General features: G+C 67.6%; 25 protein-coding genes. 22 read left to right on the top strand and 3 right to left on the bottom strand.

From position 1 onward, the window contains the following. Nucleotides 1-19 precede the first annotated feature (19 nt). On the top strand, nt 20-853 hold the full coding sequence (locus tag WFL22_RS09290) for a TrmH family RNA methyltransferase (protein ID WP_336992452.1): 834 nt from the start codon (nt 20-22) through the stop codon (nt 851-853). Between the two features lie 8 nt (nt 854-861). Here WFL22_RS09290 and WFL22_RS09285 read toward each other — a convergent pair whose 3' ends face one another. After that, complete coding sequence (locus tag WFL22_RS09285) at nt 862-1,836, bottom strand: helix-turn-helix transcriptional regulator (RefSeq protein ID WP_336992450.1); 975 nt, start codon at nt 1,834-1,836, stop codon at nt 862-864. A 126-nt stretch (nt 1,837-1,962) separates the two neighbouring features. Here WFL22_RS09285 and WFL22_RS09280 point away from each other — a divergent pair, with 126 nt between their 5' ends. From WFL22_RS09280 to WFL22_RS09190, 19 genes are all read left to right on the top strand, one after another. Next, nucleotides 1,963-2,364 carry a RidA family protein gene (locus WFL22_RS09280; RefSeq protein ID WP_336992449.1) on the top strand — a complete coding sequence of 134 codons (402 nt, stop codon included), beginning with the start codon at nt 1,963-1,965 and terminating at the stop codon, nt 2,362-2,364. Between the two features lie 82 nt (nt 2,365-2,446). Then, nucleotides 2,447-2,836, top strand: a complete 390-nt coding sequence (locus tag WFL22_RS09275; protein WP_336992448.1) for a DUF4186 domain-containing protein — start codon at nt 2,447-2,449, stop codon at nt 2,834-2,836. Next, complete coding sequence (locus WFL22_RS09270) at nt 2,833-4,149, top strand: replication-associated recombination protein A (RefSeq protein ID WP_336992446.1); 1,317 nt, start codon at nt 2,833-2,835, stop codon at nt 4,147-4,149. The genes WFL22_RS09275 and WFL22_RS09270 overlap by 4 nt, the downstream gene beginning before the upstream one ends. Then, nucleotides 4,146-4,490 (top strand): TraR/DksA family transcriptional regulator, encoded by a 345-nt coding sequence (locus WFL22_RS09265; RefSeq protein ID WP_336992444.1) that lies wholly within the window; start codon nt 4,146-4,148, stop codon nt 4,488-4,490. Before WFL22_RS09270 ends, WFL22_RS09265 begins: the two co-directional genes overlap by 4 nt. Nucleotides 4,491-4,754: 264 nt before the next feature. Continuing rightward, on the top strand, nt 4,755-5,597 hold the full coding sequence (locus WFL22_RS09260) for a helix-turn-helix transcriptional regulator (RefSeq protein ID WP_336992442.1): 843 nt from the start codon (nt 4,755-4,757) through the stop codon (nt 5,595-5,597). Nucleotides 5,598-5,813: 216 nt separating this feature from the next. Continuing rightward, nucleotides 5,814-6,920 (top strand): ArdC-like ssDNA-binding domain-containing protein, encoded by a 1,107-nt coding sequence (locus tag WFL22_RS09255; protein WP_336992440.1) that lies wholly within the window; start codon nt 5,814-5,816, stop codon nt 6,918-6,920. Further along, complete coding sequence (locus tag WFL22_RS09250; RefSeq protein WP_336992438.1) at nt 6,920-7,825, top strand: bifunctional DNA primase/polymerase; 906 nt, start codon at nt 6,920-6,922, stop codon at nt 7,823-7,825. The genes WFL22_RS09255 and WFL22_RS09250 overlap by 1 nt, the downstream gene beginning before the upstream one ends. Then, nucleotides 7,822-8,658: a DUF2637 domain-containing protein gene (locus WFL22_RS09245; RefSeq protein ID WP_336992437.1), complete on the top strand. Its 837-nt coding sequence runs from the start codon at nt 7,822-7,824 to the stop codon at nt 8,656-8,658. Before WFL22_RS09250 ends, WFL22_RS09245 begins: the two co-directional genes overlap by 4 nt. Then, the gene (locus WFL22_RS09240) at nt 8,655-9,146 is read left to right on the top strand and encodes a hypothetical protein (RefSeq protein ID WP_336992436.1); all 492 of its coding nucleotides are present in this window, start codon (nt 8,655-8,657) and stop codon (nt 9,144-9,146) included. Before WFL22_RS09245 ends, WFL22_RS09240 begins: the two co-directional genes overlap by 4 nt. A gap of 93 nt (nt 9,147-9,239) precedes the next feature. Beyond that, a complete protein-coding gene (locus WFL22_RS09235) occupies nt 9,240-10,118 on the top strand; it encodes a hypothetical protein (RefSeq protein ID WP_336992435.1) in 879 nt (292 codons plus the stop codon). Then, nucleotides 10,105-11,208 (top strand): ParB N-terminal domain-containing protein, encoded by a 1,104-nt coding sequence (locus tag WFL22_RS09230; protein WP_336992434.1) that lies wholly within the window; start codon nt 10,105-10,107, stop codon nt 11,206-11,208. Before WFL22_RS09235 ends, WFL22_RS09230 begins: the two co-directional genes overlap by 14 nt. A gap of 91 nt (nt 11,209-11,299) precedes the next feature. Then, the gene (locus WFL22_RS09225; protein WP_336992433.1) at nt 11,300-11,959 is read left to right on the top strand and encodes a hypothetical protein; all 660 of its coding nucleotides are present in this window, start codon (nt 11,300-11,302) and stop codon (nt 11,957-11,959) included. 9 nt (nt 11,960-11,968) lie between these two features. Further along, complete coding sequence (locus WFL22_RS09220) at nt 11,969-13,135, top strand: M23 family metallopeptidase (RefSeq protein ID WP_336992432.1); 1,167 nt, start codon at nt 11,969-11,971, stop codon at nt 13,133-13,135. Continuing rightward, entirely contained in the window at nt 13,135-13,401 is a 267-nt protein-coding gene (locus WFL22_RS09215) for a DUF6112 family protein (protein WP_336992431.1), read from the top strand. Before WFL22_RS09220 ends, WFL22_RS09215 begins: the two co-directional genes overlap by 1 nt. Before the next feature lie 163 nt (nt 13,402-13,564). Beyond that, nucleotides 13,565-13,837 carry a DUF6112 family protein gene (locus WFL22_RS09210; protein ID WP_053385960.1) on the top strand — a complete coding sequence of 91 codons (273 nt, stop codon included), beginning with the start codon at nt 13,565-13,567 and terminating at the stop codon, nt 13,835-13,837. 15 nt (nt 13,838-13,852) lie between these two features. After that, nucleotides 13,853-15,166 carry a conjugal transfer protein TrbL gene (locus WFL22_RS09205; protein ID WP_336992430.1) on the top strand — a complete coding sequence of 438 codons (1,314 nt, stop codon included), beginning with the start codon at nt 13,853-13,855 and terminating at the stop codon, nt 15,164-15,166. After that, nucleotides 15,163-16,623, top strand: a complete 1,461-nt coding sequence (locus tag WFL22_RS09200) for an SCO6880 family protein (protein ID WP_336992429.1) — start codon at nt 15,163-15,165, stop codon at nt 16,621-16,623. The genes WFL22_RS09205 and WFL22_RS09200 overlap by 4 nt, the downstream gene beginning before the upstream one ends. Nucleotides 16,624-16,703: 80 nt before the next feature. Further along, entirely contained in the window at nt 16,704-17,558 is an 855-nt protein-coding gene (locus WFL22_RS09195) for a hypothetical protein (RefSeq protein WP_336992428.1), read from the top strand. Beyond that, complete coding sequence (locus tag WFL22_RS09190) at nt 17,555-19,039, top strand: ATP-binding protein (protein ID WP_336992427.1); 1,485 nt, start codon at nt 17,555-17,557, stop codon at nt 19,037-19,039. The genes WFL22_RS09195 and WFL22_RS09190 overlap by 4 nt, the downstream gene beginning before the upstream one ends. Before the next feature lie 22 nt (nt 19,040-19,061). Here WFL22_RS09190 and WFL22_RS09185 read toward each other — a convergent pair whose 3' ends face one another. Both WFL22_RS09185 and WFL22_RS09180 read right to left on the bottom strand, forming a co-directional pair. After that, complete coding sequence (locus WFL22_RS09185; protein ID WP_336992426.1) at nt 19,062-19,916, bottom strand: hypothetical protein; 855 nt, start codon at nt 19,914-19,916, stop codon at nt 19,062-19,064. After that, nucleotides 19,913-21,262, bottom strand: coding sequence for an AAA family ATPase (locus WFL22_RS09180; RefSeq protein ID WP_336992425.1), 1,350 nt, complete (start codon nt 21,260-21,262; stop codon nt 19,913-19,915). Before WFL22_RS09180 ends, WFL22_RS09185 begins: the two co-directional genes overlap by 4 nt. Before the next feature lie 127 nt (nt 21,263-21,389). Between WFL22_RS09180 and WFL22_RS09175 the strand changes: the two genes are divergently transcribed. Together WFL22_RS09175 and WFL22_RS09170 are read left to right on the top strand one after the other, a co-directional pair. Continuing rightward, complete coding sequence (locus WFL22_RS09175) at nt 21,390-24,029, top strand: hypothetical protein (RefSeq protein ID WP_336992423.1); 2,640 nt, start codon at nt 21,390-21,392, stop codon at nt 24,027-24,029. A 120-nt stretch (nt 24,030-24,149) separates the two neighbouring features. Then, on the top strand, nt 24,150-25,148 hold the full coding sequence (locus WFL22_RS09170) for a DNA-processing protein DprA (protein WP_336992422.1): 999 nt from the start codon (nt 24,150-24,152) through the stop codon (nt 25,146-25,148). The last annotated feature ends 66 nt before the right edge of the window (nt 25,149-25,214 follow it).

The raw sequence follows: 25,214 nt of genomic DNA, 5'->3' as shown, positions 1-25,214 counted from the left end.
GAGGCCGGACGCTGGACGTATGACCAGCGGCAGCATCCTCGAAGCGGCACCCGCGCCGACGCTGCCCGCCGCAATCATCGATGATCCCCGTCACCCTGCGGTGAGGCGGGTCGCCGACGTGCTCCGTTCCCGCGCGGCAAGGCCGCGGACGATCCTGATCGATGACGAGGAGAACATGGCCCAGGCGGCCCGAGCGGGCGTCGAGCTCATCGCCCTGTACGTCTCAGCGAGTCGCCTTGAAGACATCAGCCCGGCTTGCATTCCGGCGTCGGCCCCGGAACTCCATGCGCTCAGCCGCGAGGTGCTGCGCGGGCTGTTTACCGGCGAGAAGCACAGTCGCGTGTTCGCCCTCGCCCGCGCACCACGGCCGGCATCGTTGCGCGACCTCATCACGGCGGGAGGCGACCTGCTGGTTCTCGACGGAGTACGTATCCCCGGCAACATCGGCGCGATCCTGCGCTCTGCCCGCGCCTTCGGTGCCGCCGGCATCGTCCTGCTCGACAGTGGCCTGACCTCGATCTACGACCGCCGCCTGATCCGCGCCAGCCGCGGCCTCCTCTTCACCCTCCCGGTACTCACCGCCACCCGCTCCGAGCTCACCGAGTTCCTACAGGACGAGAAAATCCCGCTCGCAGCGATGTCCGCAGACGCCGACGACTCCCTCGACGCGATCAGCCAGGTGCCGGGCCGGCTCGCGATCCTGTTGGGCTCCGAGCGCACCGGCCCCTCCGATACTCTTGCCAAGCTCGCGGCATGCCGCTATGCCGTGCCAATGCTGCCCGGTGTGGAATCGCTCAACGTTTCCGTCGCCGCAGGAATCGTCCTCCACGAACGACGCCGGCTCACCAGATAGCCGACCGACTACTGTTTCGCTGTGTAGCGGGCGGCGAGTTCGGCGGTTCGGCGGAGCAGCGCGGATCGCAGCTCCTCAGGGGCGAGGGCTTCGGCATCGGTCTCGAGTTGCCAGAGCGCCCAGATCGCGTGCCGGAGGTCTTGGAAGGTTGCTTCGAGTCGCAGCCAGCCGTCATCATCGGTGGTCTCTGAATGGATCGCAAGCGCGGTGGTGGCGAGTTCGTCTCGGCGGGCCGGGTTCATGCGCAGCAGCACGGTGAGCTGGTCGCCGCCGCTGCGGAAGCGGGCGCTGCGTTCTTCCCAGAGCCGTTCGAGATCGACGTGCGCGGGTCGGTCGGCAGCCTCAGGCAGCTCTTCGGCGGCGATGATCCGTGAGAGTCGATAGGTGCGATCGGCACCCTCCACGGCCGCGAGCAGGTAGCCCTTGGCGCGCACCGTGACGAGTCCGATCGGATCGACGGTGCGCCACTTCGGCTCGCGATCGACCGCGGCGTAGTGGATGCGCAGCTTGCGCCCGGCGAGCACGGCCCGGCGCACCTCGGCCAGCATCTCGCCGTCGAGTTCTTCGGCGCTCTGCTTTCGCGACAGCAGGTCGCGCTCGGGCTCGATGAGCAGTCTTCGGGCCGCGTCGCTCGCGCTGGCCTGGTGCGTGTTCGGGAGCGCATCGACGACCTTGCGCATAGCCGAGGCGAGCGGCGTGCTGAGCCCGAAGACGTGACCATCTCGGCTCGACCCCGCCGTGAGCAGCGCCAGCGCCTCATCGGGGTTCAGGCCGGTGAGCTCGGTGCGGAACCCGGGCAGCAGCTCGAAGCCGCCGTGCCTGCCCCGCTCGGCGTAGACCGGCACGCCGGCGGCCCCGAGGGCTTCGATGTCGCGCAGCACTGTGCGGGTGGAGACTTCGAGTTCCTGGGCGAGCGCTTCGGCGGACATGCGGCCGCGCTGGCGCAGCAACAGCACCAGAGAGACCAGACGATCCGCACGCATATTTCTATTCTGCTTGAAATACCTGACACAAGGTGTCGTGATTCATCGAAAGAGTGGATAGTGCGACGTTGAACCGGCAGCAAGCGTGCGGCCGGGCGTGGTGCCTTCAACAGAACGGAGACGAAGATGACAGTCGAACGAACCGCAGTGAACCCGGTGCAGTGGTCATTGGAGATGGGCTTCAACCAGGGCGAGATCGTCACCGGCGAGACCCGCACTCTCTACATCTCGGGGCAGACCGCGATGAGCGCGGAGGGCCGGCCCGAGCACGACGGCGATATGGCCGGGCAGCTCGGGCTCGCGGTGGACAACCTCGAAGCCGTGCTCGCTGAGGCCGGCATGACGCTCGCGAACCTCGTGCGCCTGAACGTCTACACGACCGATGTGGACGCGCTGTTCCCGCACTACGGGGTGCTCGCCGGGCGGCTCGGCGCGGCCGGTGTCGCCCCGACGACCACGATGCTCGGCGTGACCCGCCTAGCGGTGCCGGGGCAGATGGTCGAGCTCGAAGGCACCGCGGTCGCGTAGCGTCCCGTCGTCCGGCGCTCGCGCTTCCGTCTGGGGGCGCGAGCACCGGGCACAATGCGGCGGACTTGCACCCTTTGAAATCATGGACGAACTGGACGCGCGACTTCACCGCATCGGGCGCCACCCTTTTCGAGCGAAGTTCAGACTCAGCGGTCGCGAGCGAGGCATGGTCGAGCAGCGAGGCATGGGGACGATCCGCGAGCACGCGGCTGAGTTGATCGGTCGGCGGCTCGCCCCGGCGCAGCCCCGTAACGACGGCCGTCAAACCCCGTACCGCGGGCATCCGGTGTTCGTTGCGCAGCATGCGACAGCCACATGTTGCCGCACCTGCCTGAACAAGTGGCACGGCATCTCCGCCGGGCGAGAACTCGAACACGATGAACGCGCTTATGTTGTCGAGGCGATCTGCCGATGGATCATCCACCAGTGCCGCACCGAGGTTCCGAGGCAAGAAGGACGACACAAACAATGAATGTACGCACGCCCACTGCGCCTCTCGCCGTGCGGATGCGCCCCCGGAATCTTGATGAGGTAGTCGGTCAAGCGCATCTATTGCGCCCCGGCTCGCCGTTGCGGGCACTGGCTGCCGAAGCCAGTGCGACCAGCAGCACAGTATCGCTGATCCTCTGGGGGCCGCCGGGAACAGGCAAGACCACGCTGGCGCAAGTCGTTGCCCAATCAAGCGGCCGGAGGTTCGTGGAGCTCTCTGCGGTCACGGCAGGCGTCAAGGATGTGCGCACCGTCATGGAGCGTGCCGTGAACGAGCGCGATCTCTACGGTTCGCCGACGGTGCTGTTCCTCGATGAGATCCACCGCTTCACCAAAGCGCAACAAGATGCACTCCTGCCCGGTGTCGAGAACGGCTGGGTCACCCTGATCGCCGCCACCACGGAGAACCCCTCGTTCTCAGTCATCAGCCCCCTGCTGTCGCGTTCTCTACTGCTCACGCTCGAACCGCTCGCTGACGATGAACTGCGAACGCTCCTGGTGCGGGCAAGTGAAGATGATCGAGGCCTCGCACGCACCGTTGCGGTCGATGCGGAGGCATTCGACGCTCTCGTGCAGATCGCATCGGGTGACGCGCGAAGAGCTCTCATCGGGCTCGAAGCAGCAGCGGCTGCAGCCCGCGGGTCTGCTGCGGAACCAAGAGTGACCGCAGAGCTCGTCGCCTCCTCGGTCGATCGAGCCTTACTCCGCTACGACAGGAACGGTGACGAGCACCATGACGTAGTCAGCGCGTTCATCAAGTCCATGCGTGGCTCCGACCCCGATGCGGCCCTGCACTATCTCGCCCGAATGATCGAGGCGGGCGAGGACCCAAGATTCATCGCCCGGCGGCTCATCGTCCATGCCGCCGAGGACGTGGGCCTCGCCGATCCATATGCGCTGCAGGTCGCCGTTGCCGCCGCCGAAGCCGCACAGTTGATCGGGCTGCCCGAGGCCAGAATCCCGCTCGCCGAAGCCACGATCTACATCGCGACCGCACCGAAGTCGAACGCCGTCATCTCTGCAATCGACGCCGCGATCTCCGACGTGCGGCGCGGCGGTTTCGGCGTCGTACCGAAGCATCTGCGGCACTCGCACAATCGTGGCGCCAAGCTCCTCGGGCACGGCAAAGGATACAAGTCTCCGCACAACGACCCCCGTGGTGTCGTGCCCCAGCAGCACCTCCCGGACGAGCTCATGGATCGCGTCTACTACCAACCCACCGAACACGGTGGTGAGCGAGCAGTGCAAGAACGCCTGGTCAAGATACGGAACATCACCAAGGGGAACAGAACATGACCAGAGAGGATCACCTCCGAGCGTTACTCGATCAGGAACAGCAACGCGTTCGCGCCCGAGTCACGAAACTTGAAGCTGAACTGGGACAGCTCACCCACGCCCGCCGGAGCGAATCAGACGACGATGAACACGACCCGGAAGGCGTCACGCTCTCTTCGCAGTGGTCGATGCTCGCCGGACTAGTCAGTTCCGCTCAGGAAGATGCCCGTCAGGCCGAAGAAGCGATGCGACGCTTCAACTCGGGAAGCTATGGTCTCTGCGCAGCCTGCACACAGCCGATCCCGGCAGGCCAGCTCGAAGCACGGCCGTTCCGGGAACGATGCGTACCATGCGCAAGCTAACCCCTCGTTCTTGCTCGCCAAGCCCTGGGGGAAGGGGATTACGTCCCAGAAGCCCCAGCTCGGGTGGAGTTCTCGGGCAGCTCAGCTTGAGGCCGACGTAGGGTCAGGGTCTGTCCTGGTGAGATGAGTGCGGCAGAGATGAGGAGCGGGAGCGCCGGGCTTTCGCGGGCGAGTCATGGCCTGGCGGCTGCTGGGGGCTTCCAGCCGTTGCTCGCTCGCACCCGCACCTTCCACCGTCCTGTGGGACCGGCGACCTACGACTGTGTGAAGCTCATCACCGTCCGCGACGGGTCGGCACTCGTCTACAGCGAGTTCGGCGAGAAGCACGCGAAGGTCGGCGACGTGCTCCTGCTCGGCGCGAACGTGCTCTGCGGCGCTCAGCCCGAAGGGCACGTCACCGTCACAGTGATCTACCTGGACTTGGACTTCATCCTGGATCAGTTCTTCTGGCAGCACATCGATCTCGTCCGGGATCGCTTCACTTCCCAGCGGATCGCGGACACAATCTACACGGAGCCGGCCCAGTTGATGCGGCTGGGTGAGGATCGGGCCGGGATGCTGATGCCCTGGCTGGACGAGCTGGTCTCGCTCAGCGTTGACGGGCAATATCGGGAGCGGTTTCACCGGATGCAGGCGCTGTGGCATTCCGTGATCGATCAGGTCTCCCCGTTCATCCACGTCTCACCGACCCGCACCCTCCCGAGTCAGCGGGCCCGCACCCGGCCGTCGGTTCCGCGGGGGCGGCGGTTCGCGCCGCTGCGCGCCGAGGCACGTATGGCCCGTGACCTGCTGCACTCGGACATCTGCCACTCGTGGTCCATACCGGAGCTGGCGAATGCGGTGCACCTGTCTTCGACGCAGCTCGTCCGCGTCTTCGCTGACGCCTATGGGAAGACCCCGCTCGCGTACCTGACGATGCTCCGTGTCGAGGAGATGGCACGGCTTCTCTGCGAGTCCGATGCGTCGATCGCGGAGGCCGGAAGTGCGGTGGGGTGGGCGTCTCGGAACCGGGCTGCGGCCGCGTTCCGGGAGTGCACGGGCGTGACCCCGGGCCGTTACCGTGCAATGCAGCACGAGGCGGCTATGCCCAGTATTTCGCCATCTTGAGCGCAGCAAATCGCCGCAGTTCGTCGGATCGGCACCGGCGCTACCGTTGAAGCTGCTATCCGTGGTGCTACGTCAGGTGCCGACATGGGTTCCTGACGGCCAACCTACCGCTTCGACTGTTCGCTGACCGTCTCGACCCGCTGCCGGTATCGCCGGCGTACCTCGCTTGCACGGGTGCCCTGTTCTCGGGTCGCCCGTTGACGAGAGGAGGCGGTCATGGCTGCGAGGAGAACTCCCGAGGAGGCGCGTGCCGCGCGGGAGGCGAAGCTCGATGAAGTGCGCGAACAGCTCACCGAGCAGGTCGAGAAGCTGGTCACCGGTGAGGACTGGAAGCAGGCGCTGACGTTCGCGGCGAAGTTCCGGTCGCGCAGCGTGAACAACTCGTGGCTGATCTTCGCCCAGCACCAGTCCGCCTTTGAGGCGGGCCGGGTGCCGGAGCCGATGCCGACCTATGTGGCCGGGTTCCGGCAATGGGAACAGCTCGGACGTCAGGTTCAGAAGGGTCAGAAGGGGTACGCGATCCTCGCCCCCGTCACGGGGAAGTTCGCGTCGAAGACTCCGGCTGATCCGATGTCGTGGCGCAAGCTCGCCCCGAAAGAGGCACCGAAACCGGGCGAAGTGGTGCGGTCGCGGATGATCGGCGCGAAAGTCGCCTACGTCTTCGACATCTCCCAAACGTCCGGCCCCGACGTGCCGCTCCCGCCGACTCCGCAGCTCCTTCAAGGTGAGGCTCCTGCCGGGCTGCGCGATGGTCTGGTTCGTCAGGTTGTGGAGGCGGGGTTCCAGTTTCTGCCGGTGCCGCATGAAGGCACGATTCACGGCGCGAACGGGCTCACCAACTTCGACACGAAGCAGGTCGCGGTGCGGACGAACATGGATGACGCCGCCCAGGTGAAGACGCTCGTGCACGAGCTCGCGCACGTGAAGATGCACGGCCCCGACCAGGAGGAGGCGCGGCAGCATCGTGGGGTCGGCGAGGTCGAAGCGGAGTCCGTCGCGCTCATGGTCGGTGCTGCGCACGGGATGGACACCAGCGCGTACACGATCCCGTACGTGTCGGGGTGGGCGATGGCCGCCGACGGCAAGAACCCGGTCCAGGTGGTGCAGGCGACCGCGGAGCGGGTGCGGAAGGCCGCGGTCGAGATTCTGGACCGCCTCGACACGGCACAGATCAGCGACGGCACCCCGCCCGGCCTCACCCGCGAGGGCCCCGAAGTTTCGACGGCGAAGCAGGCCGAGCGCAAGCTGCCGGCCCGGTCATCAGCGCGGAGGGAGCCGGCGGCGCGGTCTGCACGTTCCTCGTCTCTGGTGCGGGGGCTGTGATGGATGCCGAACAGTTCCTTGCTCCGGTCGCCGGGATGAGCCTTGCGGAGGCCGCCGCGCACTACGCGAGTCTCGGGGTGCCGGTGTTTCCGTGTGTGCCGGGTGAGAAGCGACCGCTCGTCGCGCACGGTTTCAAAGACGCCAGCGCCGATCCCGCACAGGTTGAGGCGTGGTGGCGGCGGTGGCCGGAGGCGAACGTCGGCATCCCGACCGGGCCGGCCTCCGGGGTCGAGGTCGTCGACGTCGATGTGAAGGGCGATCCGCCGCGCGGCCCCGAGTCGTGGCTGCGCGCCACCCGGGCCGGCCTCCTCGACGGGTGGGCTGCACAGGTGGTCACCCCGTCCGGGGGCCTGCACGCCTACTATCCCGCCGCCGAGACCGAGCAACGGTCCTGGGCGTCGGGTGCAGCGCAGCTCGATTTCCGGGGCACCGCCGGGTACATCGTCGCACCGCCCTCGAGAACGATCATCGACGGCGAGATCGTCGCGTATCAGCTCCTCGACCTCGCGACCGGCGACGTGCAACCCGTCAATGCAGCGGCATTGCGGGAGTTCCTGGACCCGAAACCGCAGCGCGCGTCGTGGGAGGCGCGCCCGTTCCGCGGCACCTTGGAAGAACGCACCCAGCGGATCGCGACCTGGCTGGAAGGTCAGGGCGAGGGCGAACGGAACCAGGGGCTCTTCTGGGCGTCGTGCCGCCTCGCGGAGAACGGCGCCACCTTGCCCGAAGCATTCGCTGCCCTCGGGCCGGTCGCGGAAGGGATCGGCCTGCCGCCGCGGGAGATCGAGCGCACGATCCGCTCCGCCTACCGCAACCCAGGCACCACCCCGCCGGCGGCCGCGTCCGCTGCGTCGCGGCCGGTCGCGCAGCGTACGCCGGCAGATCGAGGGCGGGTGCTCGCATGAACGGCACAGGAGCACGTCGGGGTGGCCGACTTGCGGTGGTGACCGCGGTGGCGGGCACGGTGCTGATCGCGGGCGGAGCGTTCTGGCTCTCCTTCACCGCGCTCGCTGATCTCGCCCGCCGATCCGGGATCGAGGCGGGGCAGGCGTGGGCGTGGCCACTGATCGTGGACGGCATCATCGTCGTCGCAACCGTCGCCGTCGTCGCCCTCGCCGGCACCCGGACCGCCTGGTACCCGTGGATGCTGCTGATATGCGGGGCGGGTCTCTCGGTGACGGCGAACGGGGTGCACGCGATTGTCGCCGCCGATGCCGACGTGCCCCCGGTGCTCGCGGCATCGGTCGCGGCCGTGCCGCCTCTCGTGCTGCTCGCGATCACGCACCTCACCGTGATCCTCACCCGCCACCAACCCGACGAACACACCGAGCCGTCGAGCGAGGAACTCGCAGAACTGCGGGCCGAGGCTGCAGAGCTCCGGGCCGAACCGGTACCGGTGGCGTCGCTGAGATCGGCGTTCCGGGTGCCGGTGCTCGCCGCGCCACCAGAGCCCGAGCCGGACGACTCGCCGACGCCCGTGCCGGGTGAGGTGCCGGGGCGGAACGAATCGAGGCGTGAAGCCGCGGAGGTGCTGCGTGCGGGCGGCTGGTCGAACAAGAAGATCGCCCGCTACCTCGACGTTCACCCATCGACCGTCGGCCGCTGGCTCCCGCAAGTCGACACCATGCCAACGACAGGACACAACGCCGGCCCGTCGGCAGGGGCCGGTCAGGACTCCGGAGCTGTGCCAGTGATGCCGGCTGCAGAAGATCCCCGAGACGAGGAGGAACACTCATGAACCCCGAACCTGACGCCGAAGCGGCGGAGGCGGCGCGGTCGCGCCTACATCCCGCGCTCGCTGCGGCGATGAACGCCGAACGCGCACCCATCCCGGACCCGGCCGCCCCTGACCGGGCAGAAGCGGAGCGGTCGATGCTCGCCGTCCACCGGGACCCCTCCTTGGCGTCGCGCGACCATGCGGAGCACGATACACCGGAGACCGGGGGCCCGGAGTCGGAGGCCGAGCAGGAGGCGAAGCGGCGGACGCAGGTGCGGTGGGTGCGTCCGACCGAGCTGGCGATGCAGGGCGGCGCCCGCGCGACCGGGTGGGGGCTCGATCTGCGGGCGGACCTCGCCCAGCGCCTCCGCGACGCCCGCACGGACCGACAGCAGCACCGCGCTGCTGCGCGGAGTGAGCGGGCGTCACGGCTGCCGGATCTGTCGATCGGCGGACGCAAACGCCAGACGCGGCCGGAGCCGTCTCGTTCGGGGATGGGGCTGAGGTGATCCGCGATGCACGACTCAACATCCCAGTTCGCGCAGGACCTCCCAGGCCCCATGCACGTGGGGAGCACCTGTCCCGTAGGAGGTGCCGAGACCATGAACCTGACCCGCACGATGAGAACCCCTGCCGCGCAGCCCGAACCGGGCTCGCGGTGGGGGTTCGAGCATTCCGAAGGGCTGCGCGCCCTGCTCATCCGCCTGCACGAGGAGGGCCGGTGGGCGTGGCGGCACGATCCCGTAGTCGCTGCGCTCATGCGGCACGCGGCCGAGAGGTATGCGGCGCTCGCGCGCCGGCACGGGCTCGACCCGTGGGAGGCGGCGGCTGCGGCGTTCGATGCGATGCGCACGGGTGCCGTGCGCCGCGCCGACGATCCCTGGGCCGTCGTCACCCGCGCCGTGAAAGTGACCTGCATCGCCGAAGAACGCGCCAACGGGCTGCTGTGCTCCGTGCACCAAGCTCGTCGGCCGAAGTTCTCCGCGCACCACGATGCGGAGCGGTTCAGCGATCGGGAGAACCCGCTGACCGACTACCACGACAGCCTCACGATCCCTGCGCCCGACTACTTCGAGGAACCCGAGGACAGCGAGACTTCGGTGCGGGTGGGGCAGGCCGTCGAAGACGCGGTCGCGTTGTTCCATCTGCTCGGCTGGCCGGCGGAGGCTGCGCGGGGCGGGATCGAGTACATCGTGACCCGGCTCGCTGAGTCAGCGTCCCGGGCGTCGGCGTTCGAATCGTTGCGCCGCGACTACCACGCCCGCGCCCTCCTCGACATGCCCGCCGCCTCCTGGCTGGCCATGCTCAGGGTGGTGCTCGGCACTCCGGACCAGAATCAGGCGCACACCAGCGCCGCCCGAGGCATCCTGCACCGCCTGGTCACCGGCGAACCTCTCCGCGCGCTCCTCGCCGACGACGGGGTGCTGTCGGAAATGGTGCTGTCCGCCCCGGACGGGGGTGGATGCCATGGCTGCGAGTAGTCCGGGGCATATCGAGCTGGAACGCGCCCTCGATTCCATCACCATCGGCCAGCGCCACCGCACCGACCTCGGCGACATCCAAGCGCTTGCCGAGTCCATCCGCAGCGAGGGCCTGTTGCAGCCGATCACCGTCACCCCGGACGGGGCGCTCGTCTGCGGCCGCCGCAGGCTCGAAGCGCTGCGTCTTCTCGGGCATCGTTCCACGAACGTGTGGGTGCGGTCGAACCTCTCCGATAGGCTCTCCCAGCTCCTCGCGGAGCAGAACGACAACTCGCTGCACAAGCCCCTCTCCCTGATCGAAGCCGAATCCCTGTACCGGGAACTGAAAGTCGTACTCGCCGAAGACGCCGCACGCCGGCAAGCGGCCACGAGGTTCGGTGCCGAGGGCGGGAACCCGCAGGATTCTGCGGCAGCCACCGGTGCCGCCGAATCGGCGGCACCGCAATCAACGGGCGAAGCGCGTGCGCAGGCGGCCAGGATGGTGACGGGCCGGAAGTCGTATTCGATGCTCGAAGAGGTGGGCCGGCTGAAAGACCTCGCAAGCGACGAACGCCGTCCCGCGCACATCCGATCGCAGGCCGCAGAAGAGGTCGCCCGGATCGAAGCCGGCGGGAAAGTCCACGGCGCACACCTGCGCATGAACACCGCCCTCTCGCTGGACGAGCTCGACCGGATCGCCGCCGACCCCACCCAACCGGAACCTGTTCGGGCACAAGCCGTCTCGTCTGCCGAGGAGGTGCGGGCGGCAGCAGCGCAGGAGGCACGGACGGCGGAGCTTGCCGCACTCGCGGCGGAAGCGATCGCACGGGTCACCGCCGAAGGCCGCGGCAAGGGCAAGAAGCGGGCACAGCCTGTGGAGCGTCCGAAGCTGACGCTCGTGGTGCTGCCGCCGCGCGCGTTCGTGGCGCTCTGGGCCGATATGGAGGGGTGGACGCAGAAATACGACGCGACAGGCCTTGCCGCAGCGCTCACCGTGTCGGAGTGGGAGTGCGCCGAAGCAGTGCTCGCCGAGACCGTCGCCTTCTTCGCCCTCATCCGCACCGCACGCGCGCAGGCTCCCGCTGGCGGCCCCGAGGCGCGCGTCGTCTGACCCCGCCGGCTGTCCGCCGGTCTCTGGCTGCGGGGTGGGGGTGTGCACCTTCCGGATACCGAACTCGCCCGTTCGCCGGAAGGGAACCCCTATGCGTCAGACCACCGCACCGGAGCAGGCGTCGCGCCGCCTCCGTATCGCCCTGATCGGCGGCGGCCTCGTGCTTGCGCTGCTCGTCGGCATCGGCATCTACGGGCTGCTGCGCGGCCCCGCGCCGACGCCCGAGCCGATCCCGAATGCGGCGACGGCGACCCCGGATTCCCGCCCAAACCTCGCACCACGCGAGCTGCCGGCGAGCACGACCCCCGAACGGTTCGCCCGCAACGTGGCGGAGGGGTTGTTCGCGTGGGATACCGGCCTCGGCTACGGCTCGCAGGAGTACATGCAGGCGATCGTCGATGTCGCCGATCGTGACGAAGCGCCCGGCCTCACCGCAGACCTCCGCGCTTACTTCCCAGACGATGATGCCTGGGCCGAACTACGCCACTATGCGACCCGGCAGTGGCTCACGATCGACACGATCGCCGTGCCCGGGAGCTGGGCGGGCATCGTCGCGGACGCCCGCCCCGGGACGCTTCCGCCGGGTGCGACCGCGTACACGATTACGGGCACCCGGCATCGGGCCGGCGTCTGGGAAGGGCAGGACGTTATCGACTCGCGCCCGGTGTCGTTCACGATCTTCGGCGCCTGCCCCGACGACGGGGGCTGTCGGCTGCTGCGGCTCTCCGCTGTCGATACCCCGCTCCGATAGGCGGCGGTGATGGTGAAGAAGCTGCTCGTCCTGCTGCTGGTGCTGTTCTGCGTCGGCCCGTCGACCGCGCTGGTGGGCCTGGGGGCGTTCATGGGGCCGTTGGGGTTCTGCCTCACGGATTCGCTGACGGTCGGCCCGATCCCCGACAGCCTCACCGCGACCACCGCCGACGGCACCACTGTCACGCTCGAGAAGCGGCAGCTCACCCATGCCGCGACGATCATCACCACCGGCGCGGGCATCCCCGGTGTCGGGCAGGCCGGGGTGCGGGTCGCGCTCATGGCGGCGCTCACCGAGTCCCGCCTGCTCATGCTCGCCAACACCGGCGCCTACCCGGAATCGGCGGACTATCCCAACGACGGCGACGCCTCCGACCACGACAGCTTGGGGTTGTTCCAGATGCGGCCCGCCGCAGGCTGGGGCACGGTCGCCGAGCTCATGAACCCGACGTATCAGGCGAAGGCGTTCTACGGCGGGGAACACGGGCCGAACTTCCCCTCGCCGCGGGGCCTGCTCGACATACCGGGGTGGCAGCAGATGGACCCCGGCAGTGCGGCGCAGGCGGTCGAAGTGTCCGCGTATCCGGACCGGTATCGGAACTGGCAGCCCGTCGCCGACGCGATCCTCACCGCTCTCACGCAGCCCGCCCCCGGCGGCGGGAATGATGGTGGTGGGGTGGTGCCGGAGACCAGCCGCGTCGTGTTCCCGCTCCCGGAAGGGTCGTACACGAGCACGGATAGTTTCGGGTGGCGCACCGACCCCTTCACCGGGGAGCGCCAGTTCCACTCCGGTTCCGATCTTGCCGCCGCCGACGGCACCCCGGTCTACGCCATCGCCAACGGTCGCGTGACCGTCGCGGAGTTCAGCGGCGGCTGGGGCGGCCTCATCGTCATCGAGCACACCGTCAGCGGCAGCCGGGTCGCGTCGTACTACGCGCACATGTGGCAGGACGGCATCTACGTCACCTCCGGCGAGACCGTCGCGGCCGGGCAGCACATCGGCGATGTCGGTTCCTCGGGCCGTTCCACCGGCCCCCACCTGCACGTGGAGATCCGCCCCGGCGGGCAGGGCCAGCCGCCCGTGAACGCGGTCGAGTGGCTGGCGCAGCATGGCGCAGTCCCCAGTGACGGCAGCACGCAAGCGCCCGGATGCCGGGCGAACCTTGGAGGTCTGTGATGAACGTGTTTCCCGATTTCGGAGCGGTCGGAGCGTCTGGGGAGTTCGCGTCGGTGATCGGCGCGCTCCTCACCTACGTCCTCATCGGCTCCGTACTCACCCTCCTCGTCTCCGCGATCATCTGGGCCGTCGCCTCCTCTGCCGGAAACCCCTACACGGCGCAGAAAGCCCGCATCGGCGTCTTCGTCGCCCTCGGCACGGCGGCACTCAGCGGAGCCGGGATTGCCTGGGCGAACTTCCTCCTCGCCGTCGGCGACCGCATCTAAGGACCCGGAACGGGCCACTTGCTCGCCTGTGCTCCGTTCCAGCGTCGGAACGCGTGGCAAGGACCGTGTCGCCGGGGATGCGGTCACATCGATGGGTCCACGGGTGCACCTGATTCTCGGACGGTTCGCGTCCACCTCACCGACTGGCAAGGAGCAGCACCTCATGATCGATATTGACCCGAACAGCAACGGGCTTCCGGGGATCGCGCAGCTGCGCGACATCGTCGGCGCGGTGATGACTGTCGGCCTCATCCTCTCAGTCCTCGCGCTCATCGTCTCGGCGATCGTCTGGGGCTTCGGCGCGAACTCGTCCAACCCGCACCTCGCATCCAGGGGCAAGACAGGCGTCCTCGTCTCGTGCGGGGCGGCGGTGCTGTGCGGGGCGGCGGTGACGCTCATCAACTTCTTCTGGACCGTCGGCCAGGCCGTCAACTAACGGCGGCGATTCACGGTGAGTATCTGCGACATCCCTGGCATCTCCACCGTCTGCACTGCGATCGGCGAGGGCCCCGCCGGACTGTTCTTCGGGTGGATCGCCTCAGCGATGGGCCTCGCCGTGTCCACCCTGTTCCAGGGCATGTGGGAAGTGTTCTCCACCACCACCTCCGTCGACGTCACCTCCGACGGGTACGTGAAGGTCTACAATATCCTGTTCGGGATCGCCGTGTTCATCACGCTGCTGTTCTTCTGCTTCCAGCTCATCACGGGACTTGCCCGCCGCGACCCCACCGCGCTCGCCCGCGCCGCCCTCGGACTTGCGAAGAGCGTGCTGGGGTCGTTCGTGCTCATCACCTGCACCGCCCTGCTCCTCGAAATCACCGATCAGCTCTGCGTCGGCGTGATCCAGGCGACCGGGCAGACCATCGAGAGCATGGGCGACCGGCTCGCGCTCCTCATCACCGCCGTCACCATCACGAGCGTGGCCGGCGGCGCGGGGGCGCTGCTGACGATCTTCCTCGCAGGGCTCATGGTCGCGGCGATCTTCATCCTCTGGTTCTCCCTCCTCATCCGCAAAGCCCTGCTCCTCGTCGCGATCGTGTTCGGCCCGGTCGCCCTCGCCGGCCTCACCTGGGAAGCCTCCCGCACCTGGTTCGGAAAGTGGGCGACGTTCGTGGTCGCGCTGATTGCGTCGAAGCTCGTGATCGTGGTGATCTTCCTCATCGCCACCACCCAGGTCGCCGCCCCCATCAGCCTCGACCTGAAATCCCTCTCCGAACCCATCGCCGGGATCGTGCTGCTGTTCGTCGCAGCGTTCGCGCCCTACATGGCATACAAGTTCCTCTCCTTCGTGGGCTTCGACATGTATCAGGCGTCCTCGATGGAGCAGGAAGCGAAGAACGCCCTCAACCGGCCCATCCCGCTCCCCTCGAAGCCGAACGGCCCCGCACCGAAGCAGGTCCTCGACAGCGGCGACAGCAGCACCCCCGCCCAACAGGCCCCGACCCCGGCTCCGACGCCCGCCGCGGCTCCCGCGACGGAGGCCGGCACCGGGGCCGCCGCCGGAGAAGGCGCAGCCGGAGCGACCGCTGCCGCCCCGCCCGTCGCCGCCGCGGTCGCGGCCGGCGTCGTGGTGAAGGAGACCGCGACCGCCGGCCCGAAGATCGGTGCCGCGATCGGTGAAGCCGCCGACTCACACGCCGGCAGCGCATCCGAGCAGGCATCGCCACCTCCGGGGAACGCGCCAGTGCAGCAACCGCCCGCGGTACTCCCGCCACCGCCGCCGCGGAACGATCCGCCCGCCCCGACCGGGAAGGACCGACCATGAGCGCCAGCACGTCTGATGCGTTCGAGCTGCGGCCGGTGCAGTTCTCCCGCCTCACCAAGCGGGGCCTGCTCCTCGGGCTCTCCCTGCCGCAGCTGCTCGTCCTCGCCACCGCCCTCGGCATCGTCGTCACCGGCCTCTACACGGCAGGCGGCCAAGGCCTCGCCTGGTCGTCCCCGGCCTGGGCGTCGCTGGTCGCGATCGCGTGGGTGCCCGTCAGCGGGCGGAAGCTGATCGAGTGGGCGCCGATCGTCACCCGCTGGCTCCTCCGCACCACAGCGAAGCAGACCACCTATCGGCGGCGGGTGGTGAAGCCGAGGCCGGCGGGCACGCTCGCGCTCCCCGGCGACCTGGCGCCGCTCCGGGAATGGGTGGACCCGGAGTCGGGGGCGGCGATGGTGCATGATCCGCACGCACAGACCCTGACGGTGGTGTGCGGGGTGGCGCATCCCGCGTTCGTGCTCCTCGACCCGGGCGAGCAGCAGCGCCGCGTCGCCGGGTGGGGCCGGGTACTTGCCGCCGCCTGTCGTTCCGGGAAGATCGCCCGCATCCAGGTCATGGAGCGCACCCTCCCGGATTCCGGGTCAGGGCTCACCGAATGGTGGCGCGAGCACGGCCACGACGACGGCTCCTGGGCGGCGACCACCTACCGGGAACTCATCGAGCGCGCCGGCCCCGCCGGGGAGCGCCACGCGACCACCGTGTCGCTGTCGCTCGACATGCGCCAAGCAGCCCGGCAGATCCGTTCCGCGGGCGGCGGAATGAAGGGGGCGGCTGCGGTGCTAGGGCAAGAGATGCAGGCGTTCCAGAATGCGCTCCGCAGCGCCGAACTGCACCTGACCGGGTGGCTCACCCCGGGAGATGTCGCCCTGATCCTCCGCACCGCCTACGACCCCGCCGCAGGACCCGCCCTGGAACGACACGGCACCCTCGGCCGCGACCTCGCAACGGCGGGCCCGGTCGCGGTGAACGAATCGTGGGACCGGCTGCGCTCCGACAGCGCACACCACGCGGTGCTGTGGATCAGCGAATGGCCCAGAGCCCAGGCTTTCCCCGGATTCCTCGCCCCGCTGATCCTCACCGGCGGAGTGCTGCGCTCCCTGTCGCTGCACTACCTCCCGGTGCGGGCGGATCAGGCGGCCAGGGATCTGCGGCGGAAGAAGACCGAGATGGTCGCCGACGCCGCGCAGCGCCGGAAGATCGGCCAAGTCGAAGACACGCAAGCGTCGGCGGAGTACGGCGACGTGCTGCAGCAAGAATCCGAGCTGACCGCCGGGCACGGGGTGCTCCGCGTCGTCGGCTTCGTCTCGATTTCCGCGCCAACCGCCGGGGAGCTGGATGCGGCGGTGTCGCAGATCGAGCAGGCCGCGATCCAGGCCTCGTGCGAAACCCGGCGCCTGGTCGGCCAGCAAGCGCAGGCGTTCACCGCGGCGGCGCTCCCGCTCTGCCGATCCATCTGACCTGCGGCCACCCGCTGCAATCGGAGTGCACCGGCGCACCTTGCACATGAACCGACCACCCCGAGATTGGAGCCCCGATCATGCCGACGTTCACCGATCCCGTCGCCGACGCCGCGGAGATGTCCGAGGCGATGCGGGCGCTCGCCCACGCCAGCCGCACCTTCGACCAGCCGGAAGACATGTACGGGGTGCTCGGCGACCTCCTCGGCGGCGTCCGCTCGCTCGAACAAGTCCTCACCCAGATCGCGACCGTGCACGCGAACTTGCGCGGGCGTGCCGCGGACGATGCCGGGGATCGTGCCGCCGGGAGTCGTGATGCGCTTGCGGCGGCTGCAGAACTGCGGCAAGCGGCGGCGCTGATCGGCGAGGCAGAACGGCGCCTCGACGCAGCGTCCGCGGCGGCGGCCCGGATCGCCTGGCACCTCACGGCTAACATGCAGGAGAGCACGGGGCGGCTCATCAACGTGGTCTTCCTGCAAGGCGGCGAGGCCGACCGGTTCCTCGACCTCATCGACGAGGGCGGGCCGGATGCGGTGGTGCAGGAGCTCGCGGGCTACGACTACGGCGACGAGACCGTGGACGCCGCGCTCGAGAACGGGTACGTCTACGACACGCCCCCGCAAGGACCACTCGACCGAGTGGCCCGGCTCGATGCGTACACGCTGGTCTACAACCAGGATCACCGGCACCTCGGCCTCTACCGGAACGCAGACGCCCTCCCATCCCCGGTGTTCCTCGGCCTCGAAGAACCCCGCCACGCCGCCGACACCGAGTCGCTGCCGTCCGCGGCGACCGCCGCGGCTTCAGGCGTGATGGCGGGTCCGATCCTCGCGCGAGAAGCAGCGCGCGAGCAGTCGAGGCGGGAACGCCTCGGCACCCCGACCATCCACCGCCAGCAACCCGGCAGACAGACCGGGTTGGGTCTCGGCCGATGACCGACGAGACCGACCCCGACCGCCTGCACACCTCGGTGCTGGTCGGCCCGGAAGGAGAACTCCGCAAGCACCGGAAAGCACGTGCCCAGGCAGCCGCCCGCATCGCAACCCAAGCCCGCACCGATGCCGCAGCCAATGCCCGCGCGGAGGCGGCCGCGGAGCGCGAAGCACGCCGCGCCACTCGCTACCTACCACGGGCCGGGGAAGACGGGCCGTGGGCGTTGCGCACGCCGGGACAGTTCCGGCTCCCACGCCACCAAGACACCAGCGCCACGCTGAGCGGGCACTACCCATTTCTCGCCGAAGGAGGTCTCGGCTCGGCCGGCACCTTCATCGGGCAGGATCTCTACTCGGGCGGCAGCTTCGTGTACGACCCGTGGGCGCTGTACCGGCAGGGCGTCATCACGGCGCCGAACATGATCCTGGCGGGGATCGTCGGCTCCGGGAAATCGTCGCTGGCGAAATCGCTCTACACCCGCTCTCTCCCGTTCGGGCGCCGCGTCTACGTTCCCGGGGACCCGAAAGGCGAGCACACCGCGGTCGCGCGGGCGGTCGGCGGGCGGGCGATCGTGCTCGGCCCGTCGCTTCCCGCACGCCTGAACCCGCTCGATGCGGGATACCGGGCATCGGGGATCCCCGAGGAGGACTGGAAGGCGCAGGTCGCCGCCCGCCGCCGCGACCTGATCGGCGCGCTCAGCGAGACCGTGCTCGATCGGCGACTGTCGCCCGTCGAGCACACCGCGATCGACGTGGCATTGGCGGACGCGGTGAGATCGGCCGAGGTGCCGATCCTGCCGATGGTCGTCGACCGCATCCTCGCCCCCTCCGCAGCCGATGACCCCGACGGGCGGCTGACAGAAGACGGCCGCATGGTGGGGCACGCGCTGCGCCGCCTCGTCGCCGGCGACCTGTCCGGGATGTTCGACGGGCCGTCGACGGAACGGTTCGACCCGACGCTCCCGATGCTCTCCCTCGATCTCTCCCGCGTCGCCGAGAACGCGGCCCTCCTCGCCGTACTCATGACATGCAGCTCCGCATGGATGGAGAGCGCCCTCCAAGACCCGAATGGGGGAAGGCGGCTCGTGGTCTACGACGAAGCTTGGCGCCTGATGACGTACCCGAGTCTGCTTGCGAGGATGGATGCTCAGTGGAGGCTGGCAAGGCACTACGGGATCAGCAATCTCTTGATCTTCCACAAGCTCACCGATTTGGAAAACGTGGGTGATAGCGGGTCGCAGATGCGCGCGCTCGCCTCATCGCTGCTCGCGAATGCCGAGGTCAGAGTCACCTACCGGCAGGAGAGCGATCAGCTCGGCACGACCGCGCAGGCCCTCGGCCTCACCGGCACCGAACGCTCCCTCCTGCCGGGGCTGGGGATCGGGCAGGGGCTCTGGAAGATCAAGGACCGCAGCTTTGTGGTGCAGCACCAGCTCCACCCCGCCGAACTCGAGCTCTTCGACACTCGCTCCCGGATGCTCTGAGAAAGGTTCAATAGAAGCATTCTTACGTTGCGCATGGGCAGACGAACAGCTTGCGCCCGTAGCGCTCGCCCCAGGAGGCGAGGCTGCCGCACCAATCAGTCGACGTTAAATGTGAACACAGGATGCCAGCTAAGAATGTTGTAACCAACGAGTCCGAGCTTGCATGAACGCCTTTGCTCTTAAGCACTCGGCCGAGTGCCCCGAAGAAGTCATGGTCACCAAAAAGGTATTTAATCTCAATGTCTTTATGCGAGGTCTCCGCATCAACCATCCCGGACAGATCAGTGGCTGTCAGCGAAGTATTTGAGCGGCTGACTGCGATCTCTGACAGAGACGAGTTTGACGCCGGTAGGTCAGAGACTTTTCCAAAGGGGAAGTCCTGAAAGTTGAGACCGTAGCCGTGCCGTTCGTTCACAATCCGCAAGGGCGCAAGGGCGGCAGCGAGTTCGCATGCTTCAGCCCAAACTGCAGAAGTGGAAAACTGCACTCCTTTGCGTCTTGCCTTCCGGCTATGGCTATCGATGATCTTCTCCACCTGGATGGGGCTCTGGAAAAGCAGATCCGTCACCACGTCGTGAGTCGTCGAAACCAGGACATTCGCAGGGTACTGAACGGGCGGTGAAACGAAACGGTCGAGGTCTGAATCGACCAGAAACCGCACGCCTCCTACTTTCCGCGCGTCAGCAAGGCTCGCAGCACGAAGCACATTGCCCTTACCGCCATTTCCGGCAATCAGAACAACATCATGGTGGTTGAGATGATCTTTCAGAATGAAATGATCATCATCGCCTTCAACAACAATTAGCAAAGCATGCGATGCCTGTCGCGCCATCGCAACAGTTGCAAAAACGGTGTTCTCGTTTAAGGCTCCCTTCATGCGAAAGGCACTTCTTCTGGCCCCAATGCTGTGGCTCGATCCCAGGCATCGTTGATGATCTGCGGGGAGTGCGTGGCAACCACAAATCGGAAACCAGCGAGCTCGGCGATTCGTTGCACATCCGGTATGAAGGCTAGCTGCCATACTACGTGCAGTGAAATCTCTGGCTCGTCGATCAGAACCAGTGCCCCTCTTGGAACATTGAAGAGCAAATCGAACATAAGGATAATCTCGTGCTGCTCACCCGACGAAAGTGAGTCAAGATCGATCGATCGGCCAGATTCATTGTGCTGGACTCGCAGTCCATCTTTGGCCGTCACACGAAGCTTCTTGCGCAGTAGGCGGGTGTTGATGATCTCCTCGAGAAGCTCAATCTTTTTGAGGAGTTCCTCAAAGGGAGCCAGCTTCTTCTTGGCATCTTCTAGATAGAGGGCAAGGAGGCGGAGTTCCCAATTTTCAAGTTCGCGATCGGGAAGGGATAGCGGTTCTGCCAGACCAACCGATGCCACTCTTCCAAGTCGGCTTCGGAACTCATCTTGCTCTTCATACCGCTGTCTAATTTGAGCAGAGTCCAACAGCGAACGTGCATCTGTATTCTCAAGAACTCTGTTAGGGAAGGTTCGATCAAGTTGTTGGGTAATCGTTGAATGATGGGTTTGCGCATCATTCACGAGGTTCCTCATCTTTGCTGCATGCTCAGCGATCTTAGAGGAGTGCTTTCTCCGATGTCCTGGCCTGATAGGCATGCCGCGACGAGGCTCAAGGGCATTCTCGATTCGCAGTCGTTGCGTTTCAATCAGGTAGCTGTTGATCGAGCGTCGAAGTCCGCGGAAAACTGCCGGGTATGAGTCGCCAGCACCCTCTGTCTTGGAGAAGCGATGCTGCAACTCCTCAAGGGAGCAGAGCTCTCCGTCGTGGAGATCTTCCCACAGGAAGTCGTCAAACTGTCTCCAGGAAGTGTTCTCGGCGAGCCAATCCTCGAAGCTGTCTCCTCGGTAGAACCAAACTTCTGAATCCTCGACTCCGCGCCGGAGCTCAAACCGAAGATTCCGGGTACGCTGACGCTTCTCGCTGGAATCAGTATCTAGCTCATCAGCGGAACTAACCTGCAGGGTGGTCGCATCCGAGAATCTGAGTTCGGCTTCCCTGAATGGCAAGCGGCTTAGCGTGCGCCCGTCCAGTCGGGACATGGCATGGATAATCTCGAGGAACTTGGTCTTGCCGACGCCATTCGGCCCGTAGATAATCGCAAACTCTTCCTCGGCGGGGAAGGAGAGCTGGTGGTCGTACTCACCGAGAACACCTCTGGCTTCAGCTTCGACGAGAGATATTCCATGAGAGCTCATGGGCAGATTATCCCACAGCGGGAGGCCGCTGGTATCGCTCTCAACTTTCGTGTGCGCCAGTGCGCACCTGGATGTTGGCTGCCGTCAATCCTGGCGGCGGCGTTTCATCGTCCAGTCAGGAGTTCCCATGTCCACAGCGCTCGAACACGTCGCAGCGGCGAGACCGCCCGGCCGAGCCACCTCGCGGTACGCCGCGATCTTCACCATCCTGCTCATGCTCGTCAGCGGCTTCTTCTTCGCCCCGACCCCGGCTCAGGCCGCGACCCTCGGCGTCGGTTATGGCAACGAAGACCTGTGGCTCGGGTCGTTCTCGTCGCATGACCGGCAGGCGTACTGCATGGATCTCGACGCGCTCCCACCGTACGGGTCGACGCAGCATCCCGAGCTGCAGACCACGCTCGACAGCCTGAGCGATGCCGAGCTGGCCCGCCTGAACTACGTCATGGGGCGCTGGGGTGAATCCCAGGACCCAAATGTGACGGCGGCGGTGCAGATGTACGTGTGGGATGTCGCCGACCACGGCAACTACACCAGCCGCGGCGGGGATGCGCACTTCCTCACCCGCGTTCCCGCGGGCGTGCAGAGCACCGTGCTCGCGAACCTGAACGCCATGCGGGAAGCAGCCGCAGCGAATGCGGTGGCGAATCCGTCAGTGTCGATGTCGATCAGCATGAGCGACCAGTACGACGGTCAGCTGACGATCACCGCGAACCCGGCATCCGCGACCGGCGTGGTCACGCTCACTGGTGGAACCTTCAGAGAAGGTTCCACGTCGGCGACGCTGGGTGCGGGCACGCACCAGATCGTCGGCACCCCGCCCGAGGCCGCACCCGACTACCAGATCACCGCCAGCATCACGGCCCCCGCTCTCGGCTACGGGGCCGGGGTGGACTTGTTCTACACGCCGGGTGAGCAGCGCATCCTCGGCACCGCGTCCTTCGAACCGCTGTCGGCAGTGGCGAAGTCCCCGGTGATCCCGCTGGACTTCCAGCCGGTGATCGAGACGGTCGTGGATGCGAAGTTCGTGCAGGCCGGTGACGTGTTCACCGACAAGCTCACGGTGTCGGTGACGAAGCACTCCTGGATCAAGGTGAACGGCACCCCCGTGCCGGTGCTCGCAGAGGGCACCCTGTACGGGCCGTTCGAGGCGCAGCCAGCCGAGGCGAGCGCGCCCCCGGAGGGCGCGCCCGTCCTCGGAACGGAGACGCTGACACTCACGCACCCCGGCAACTACGTCTCGCCGGGCACCCTCACCGCTCCCGAGTCGGGCTTCTACACCTGGGTGTGGAAGATCGACAAGGGCAAGCAGGGCGGCAACGCCAAGTACCTCACCGGCTCCTTCACGGATCGGTTCGGGCGGATCGCGGAAACCTCGATCGCCCCGTTCCAGCCCGAGGCGGTGTCGAAGGCGAACGGGCGACTGGTGGAGCCCGGCGACCAGGTGACCGACACGATCACGGTCTCTTCGACCAATGGGGCCTGGCTGAAGCACAACGACGAGCCGATCCCCGTGATCTTCGAGGGCACCGCCTACCAGGTGCCCGGCACCCTGCCACCAGCACAGGGGGCGGAGGTGCCGTCGGGTGCGGTGCCGATCGGCACGGTGCAGGTGACGGCGACCGGACCCGGCACCTACGAATCACCCGAAGTGACGCTGCCCGATGCCGGATTCGTGACCTGGGTCTGGCAGGTGAAGAAGGCGTCACAGCCGGAGTGGGTGCGCCCCTACATCGCGAGCGACTGGCAGGACGACTACGGGATCAACATCGAGTCGCACTCGATGCGCTGGCCGCTGACGATCACCTCGGAAGTGCGCGAGTACAACGTCCACAAGGGCGGGCGCGCCTTCGACCGGATCACCGTCTCGGGGTTCCCCGACAACCACCCCTCATTCGAGGGCGACGGCTACTGGGGCCCCGATGCAAAGGAGCTCACGCACACCGTCTACGGCCCGTTCAAGACCGACATGGTACTGACGGACGAACTCGACCTCGAGAACGCTCCGGTGCTGACGACAATCACGACGCCCGCGAAGAATGGCATCTACGACATCGGCTACGGAGACGACGATCGTATCCAGCCGGAGGATCCCGGCTACTACGTGATCGTCACGACGTTCCAAGGCGATGACCGGGTGCAGCCGTTCCAGTCGTCGCCGGCGGACATCTGGGAGCGGTTCTACGTCCCCGACGACGAGCAGCCGGTCTCCGTCATCACGCAGGCCACCCCCGTCGTCGGCGTCGGCGAGGAGTTCGACGATGCCGCACTCGTGCAGGGATCGAAGATCCCCGAAAGCGCGTACCTCGTCTTCCGCGCCTACGGCCCCCACGACCCCGACGCCGAACCGGTGTGCGAGGTGCCGTTCTTCGCCTCCGAGAATATCCCGGTCACGCAGGCAGGCATCTACCGTTCCGGGAAGACCAGCGTTGACCGTGCCGGGCACGTCTACTGGGTCGAAACGCTCTACGACAAGGACGGCAAGGTCATCGCAGAAGGAACGTGCGGTGCACCCGGTGAGACCACGGTCGTGACCGGCACCCCGCCGGTGGTGCCGCCGACGCCAGAACAGCCGGAGCTTCCGAAGAAGCCCACCGAGCTGGCGGTGACCGGCGGCGGGTTTCCGTGGGTGATCGCCGGAGGCGGCGCGGCAGCGCTCATCGCGGCCGGGATCACGCTGTGGTTCGGGCGCAGGCTTGCGCTCTACCGGGAGCGCAATGGCTACGTCAGAGAGGAGGACACCGGTATCGAAGAACTCATGAACGAGTAACGCACCCCGAGGACGGGCGGAGCTTGCACATCACCCCCGGATGTGCGGGCTCCGCCCGTTCCGCATGTCCGCCCGGTGTACCTCACCTGCATCAGCATTCACGGAGAGGACGGGCCGGCGATGGATTTCAGCGAAGACACGAGGGCGCGGATGGAGATCGCCGCGCTCACCGAGCCCGGCCACCCCGTCACCGGGCAGCTCATCCGCGCGATCGGGCCGGCCGACACCCTCGCGCTCGCCCGCAACCCGGACGCGCCGATCCCCGCGGCGGTGGACCCGCTTGCAGGAGTGCGCTGGCGGCAGACGGCCGCGGCCTGGCAAGCCGAAGGGCTCGGTGACCGGATGGCACGGTTCACCGAGGGGTACGGCCTCCGCGCGCTCACACCCGCAACCGCGGGATGGCCGGCGTCGCTTGCCGATCTCGGCGACCGTGCACCGATCGTCCTGTGGGCGAAGGGGAACCCGGAGCTGCTGACCTCGTCGCTGTCGTCACGGGTGACGATCACCGGCGCCCGCGCCGCCACCGGGTATGGCATCCAGGTCGCCGGAGAGCTCGCGTCCAGTCTCGCCGAGCAGCCGCGCATCCTCGTCTCCGGTGGCGGATACGGGATCGACGCCGCCGTGCACCGTGCCGCACTCGCGACCCGCCCGGCGTCCACGATCGCGGTCCTCGCCGGCGGCTTGGACCGCGCCTATCCGGCGGCGCACAGCGACCTGTTCCAGCAGATCGCCGACGGCGGCGGGGTGCAGGTCAGCGAGGCCCCGCCGGAGGCGCTGCTGACGAAGGGGCGGTTCACCGCCCGCGCACGGCTCCTCGCCGCGCTCGGCGGGGTGACCGTCATTCCCGAGGCAGGCTGGCGTTCCGGGTCGCTCCTGGTCGCGGCCCGCGCCGTCGAGCTCGGCCGCCCGGTCGGCGCGATCCCCGGCCCCGTCACCTCCGCCGCCTCGGCCGGGTGCCACCGGCTCCTACGGGAGGGCCTGGCCGAGGTCATCACCCACACGGGTGACGTGCGAGAGCTGCTCGAACCGACACCGTTCCCGCTCGCCCCCGCCTACCAGCAGGTCGCCCGTCGCGCCGCACCCGACGCAAGCCGTGCCGCGCACCGCACCGCCCTCTGACCAGCCCGCATCTCCCTGCCTCCGCCGGGTCCGGCGGAGGCATATCCACGACCTCACGAAGGAGAC

The sequence above is a fragment of the Leucobacter sp. VD1 genome, from assembly GCF_037150695.1.
GTDB lineage: Bacteria > Actinomycetota > Actinomycetes > Actinomycetales > Microbacteriaceae > Leucobacter.
The sequence above is the reverse complement of the archived record's forward strand: the minus strand, read 5'-3'. Positions and strand labels throughout refer to the sequence as shown.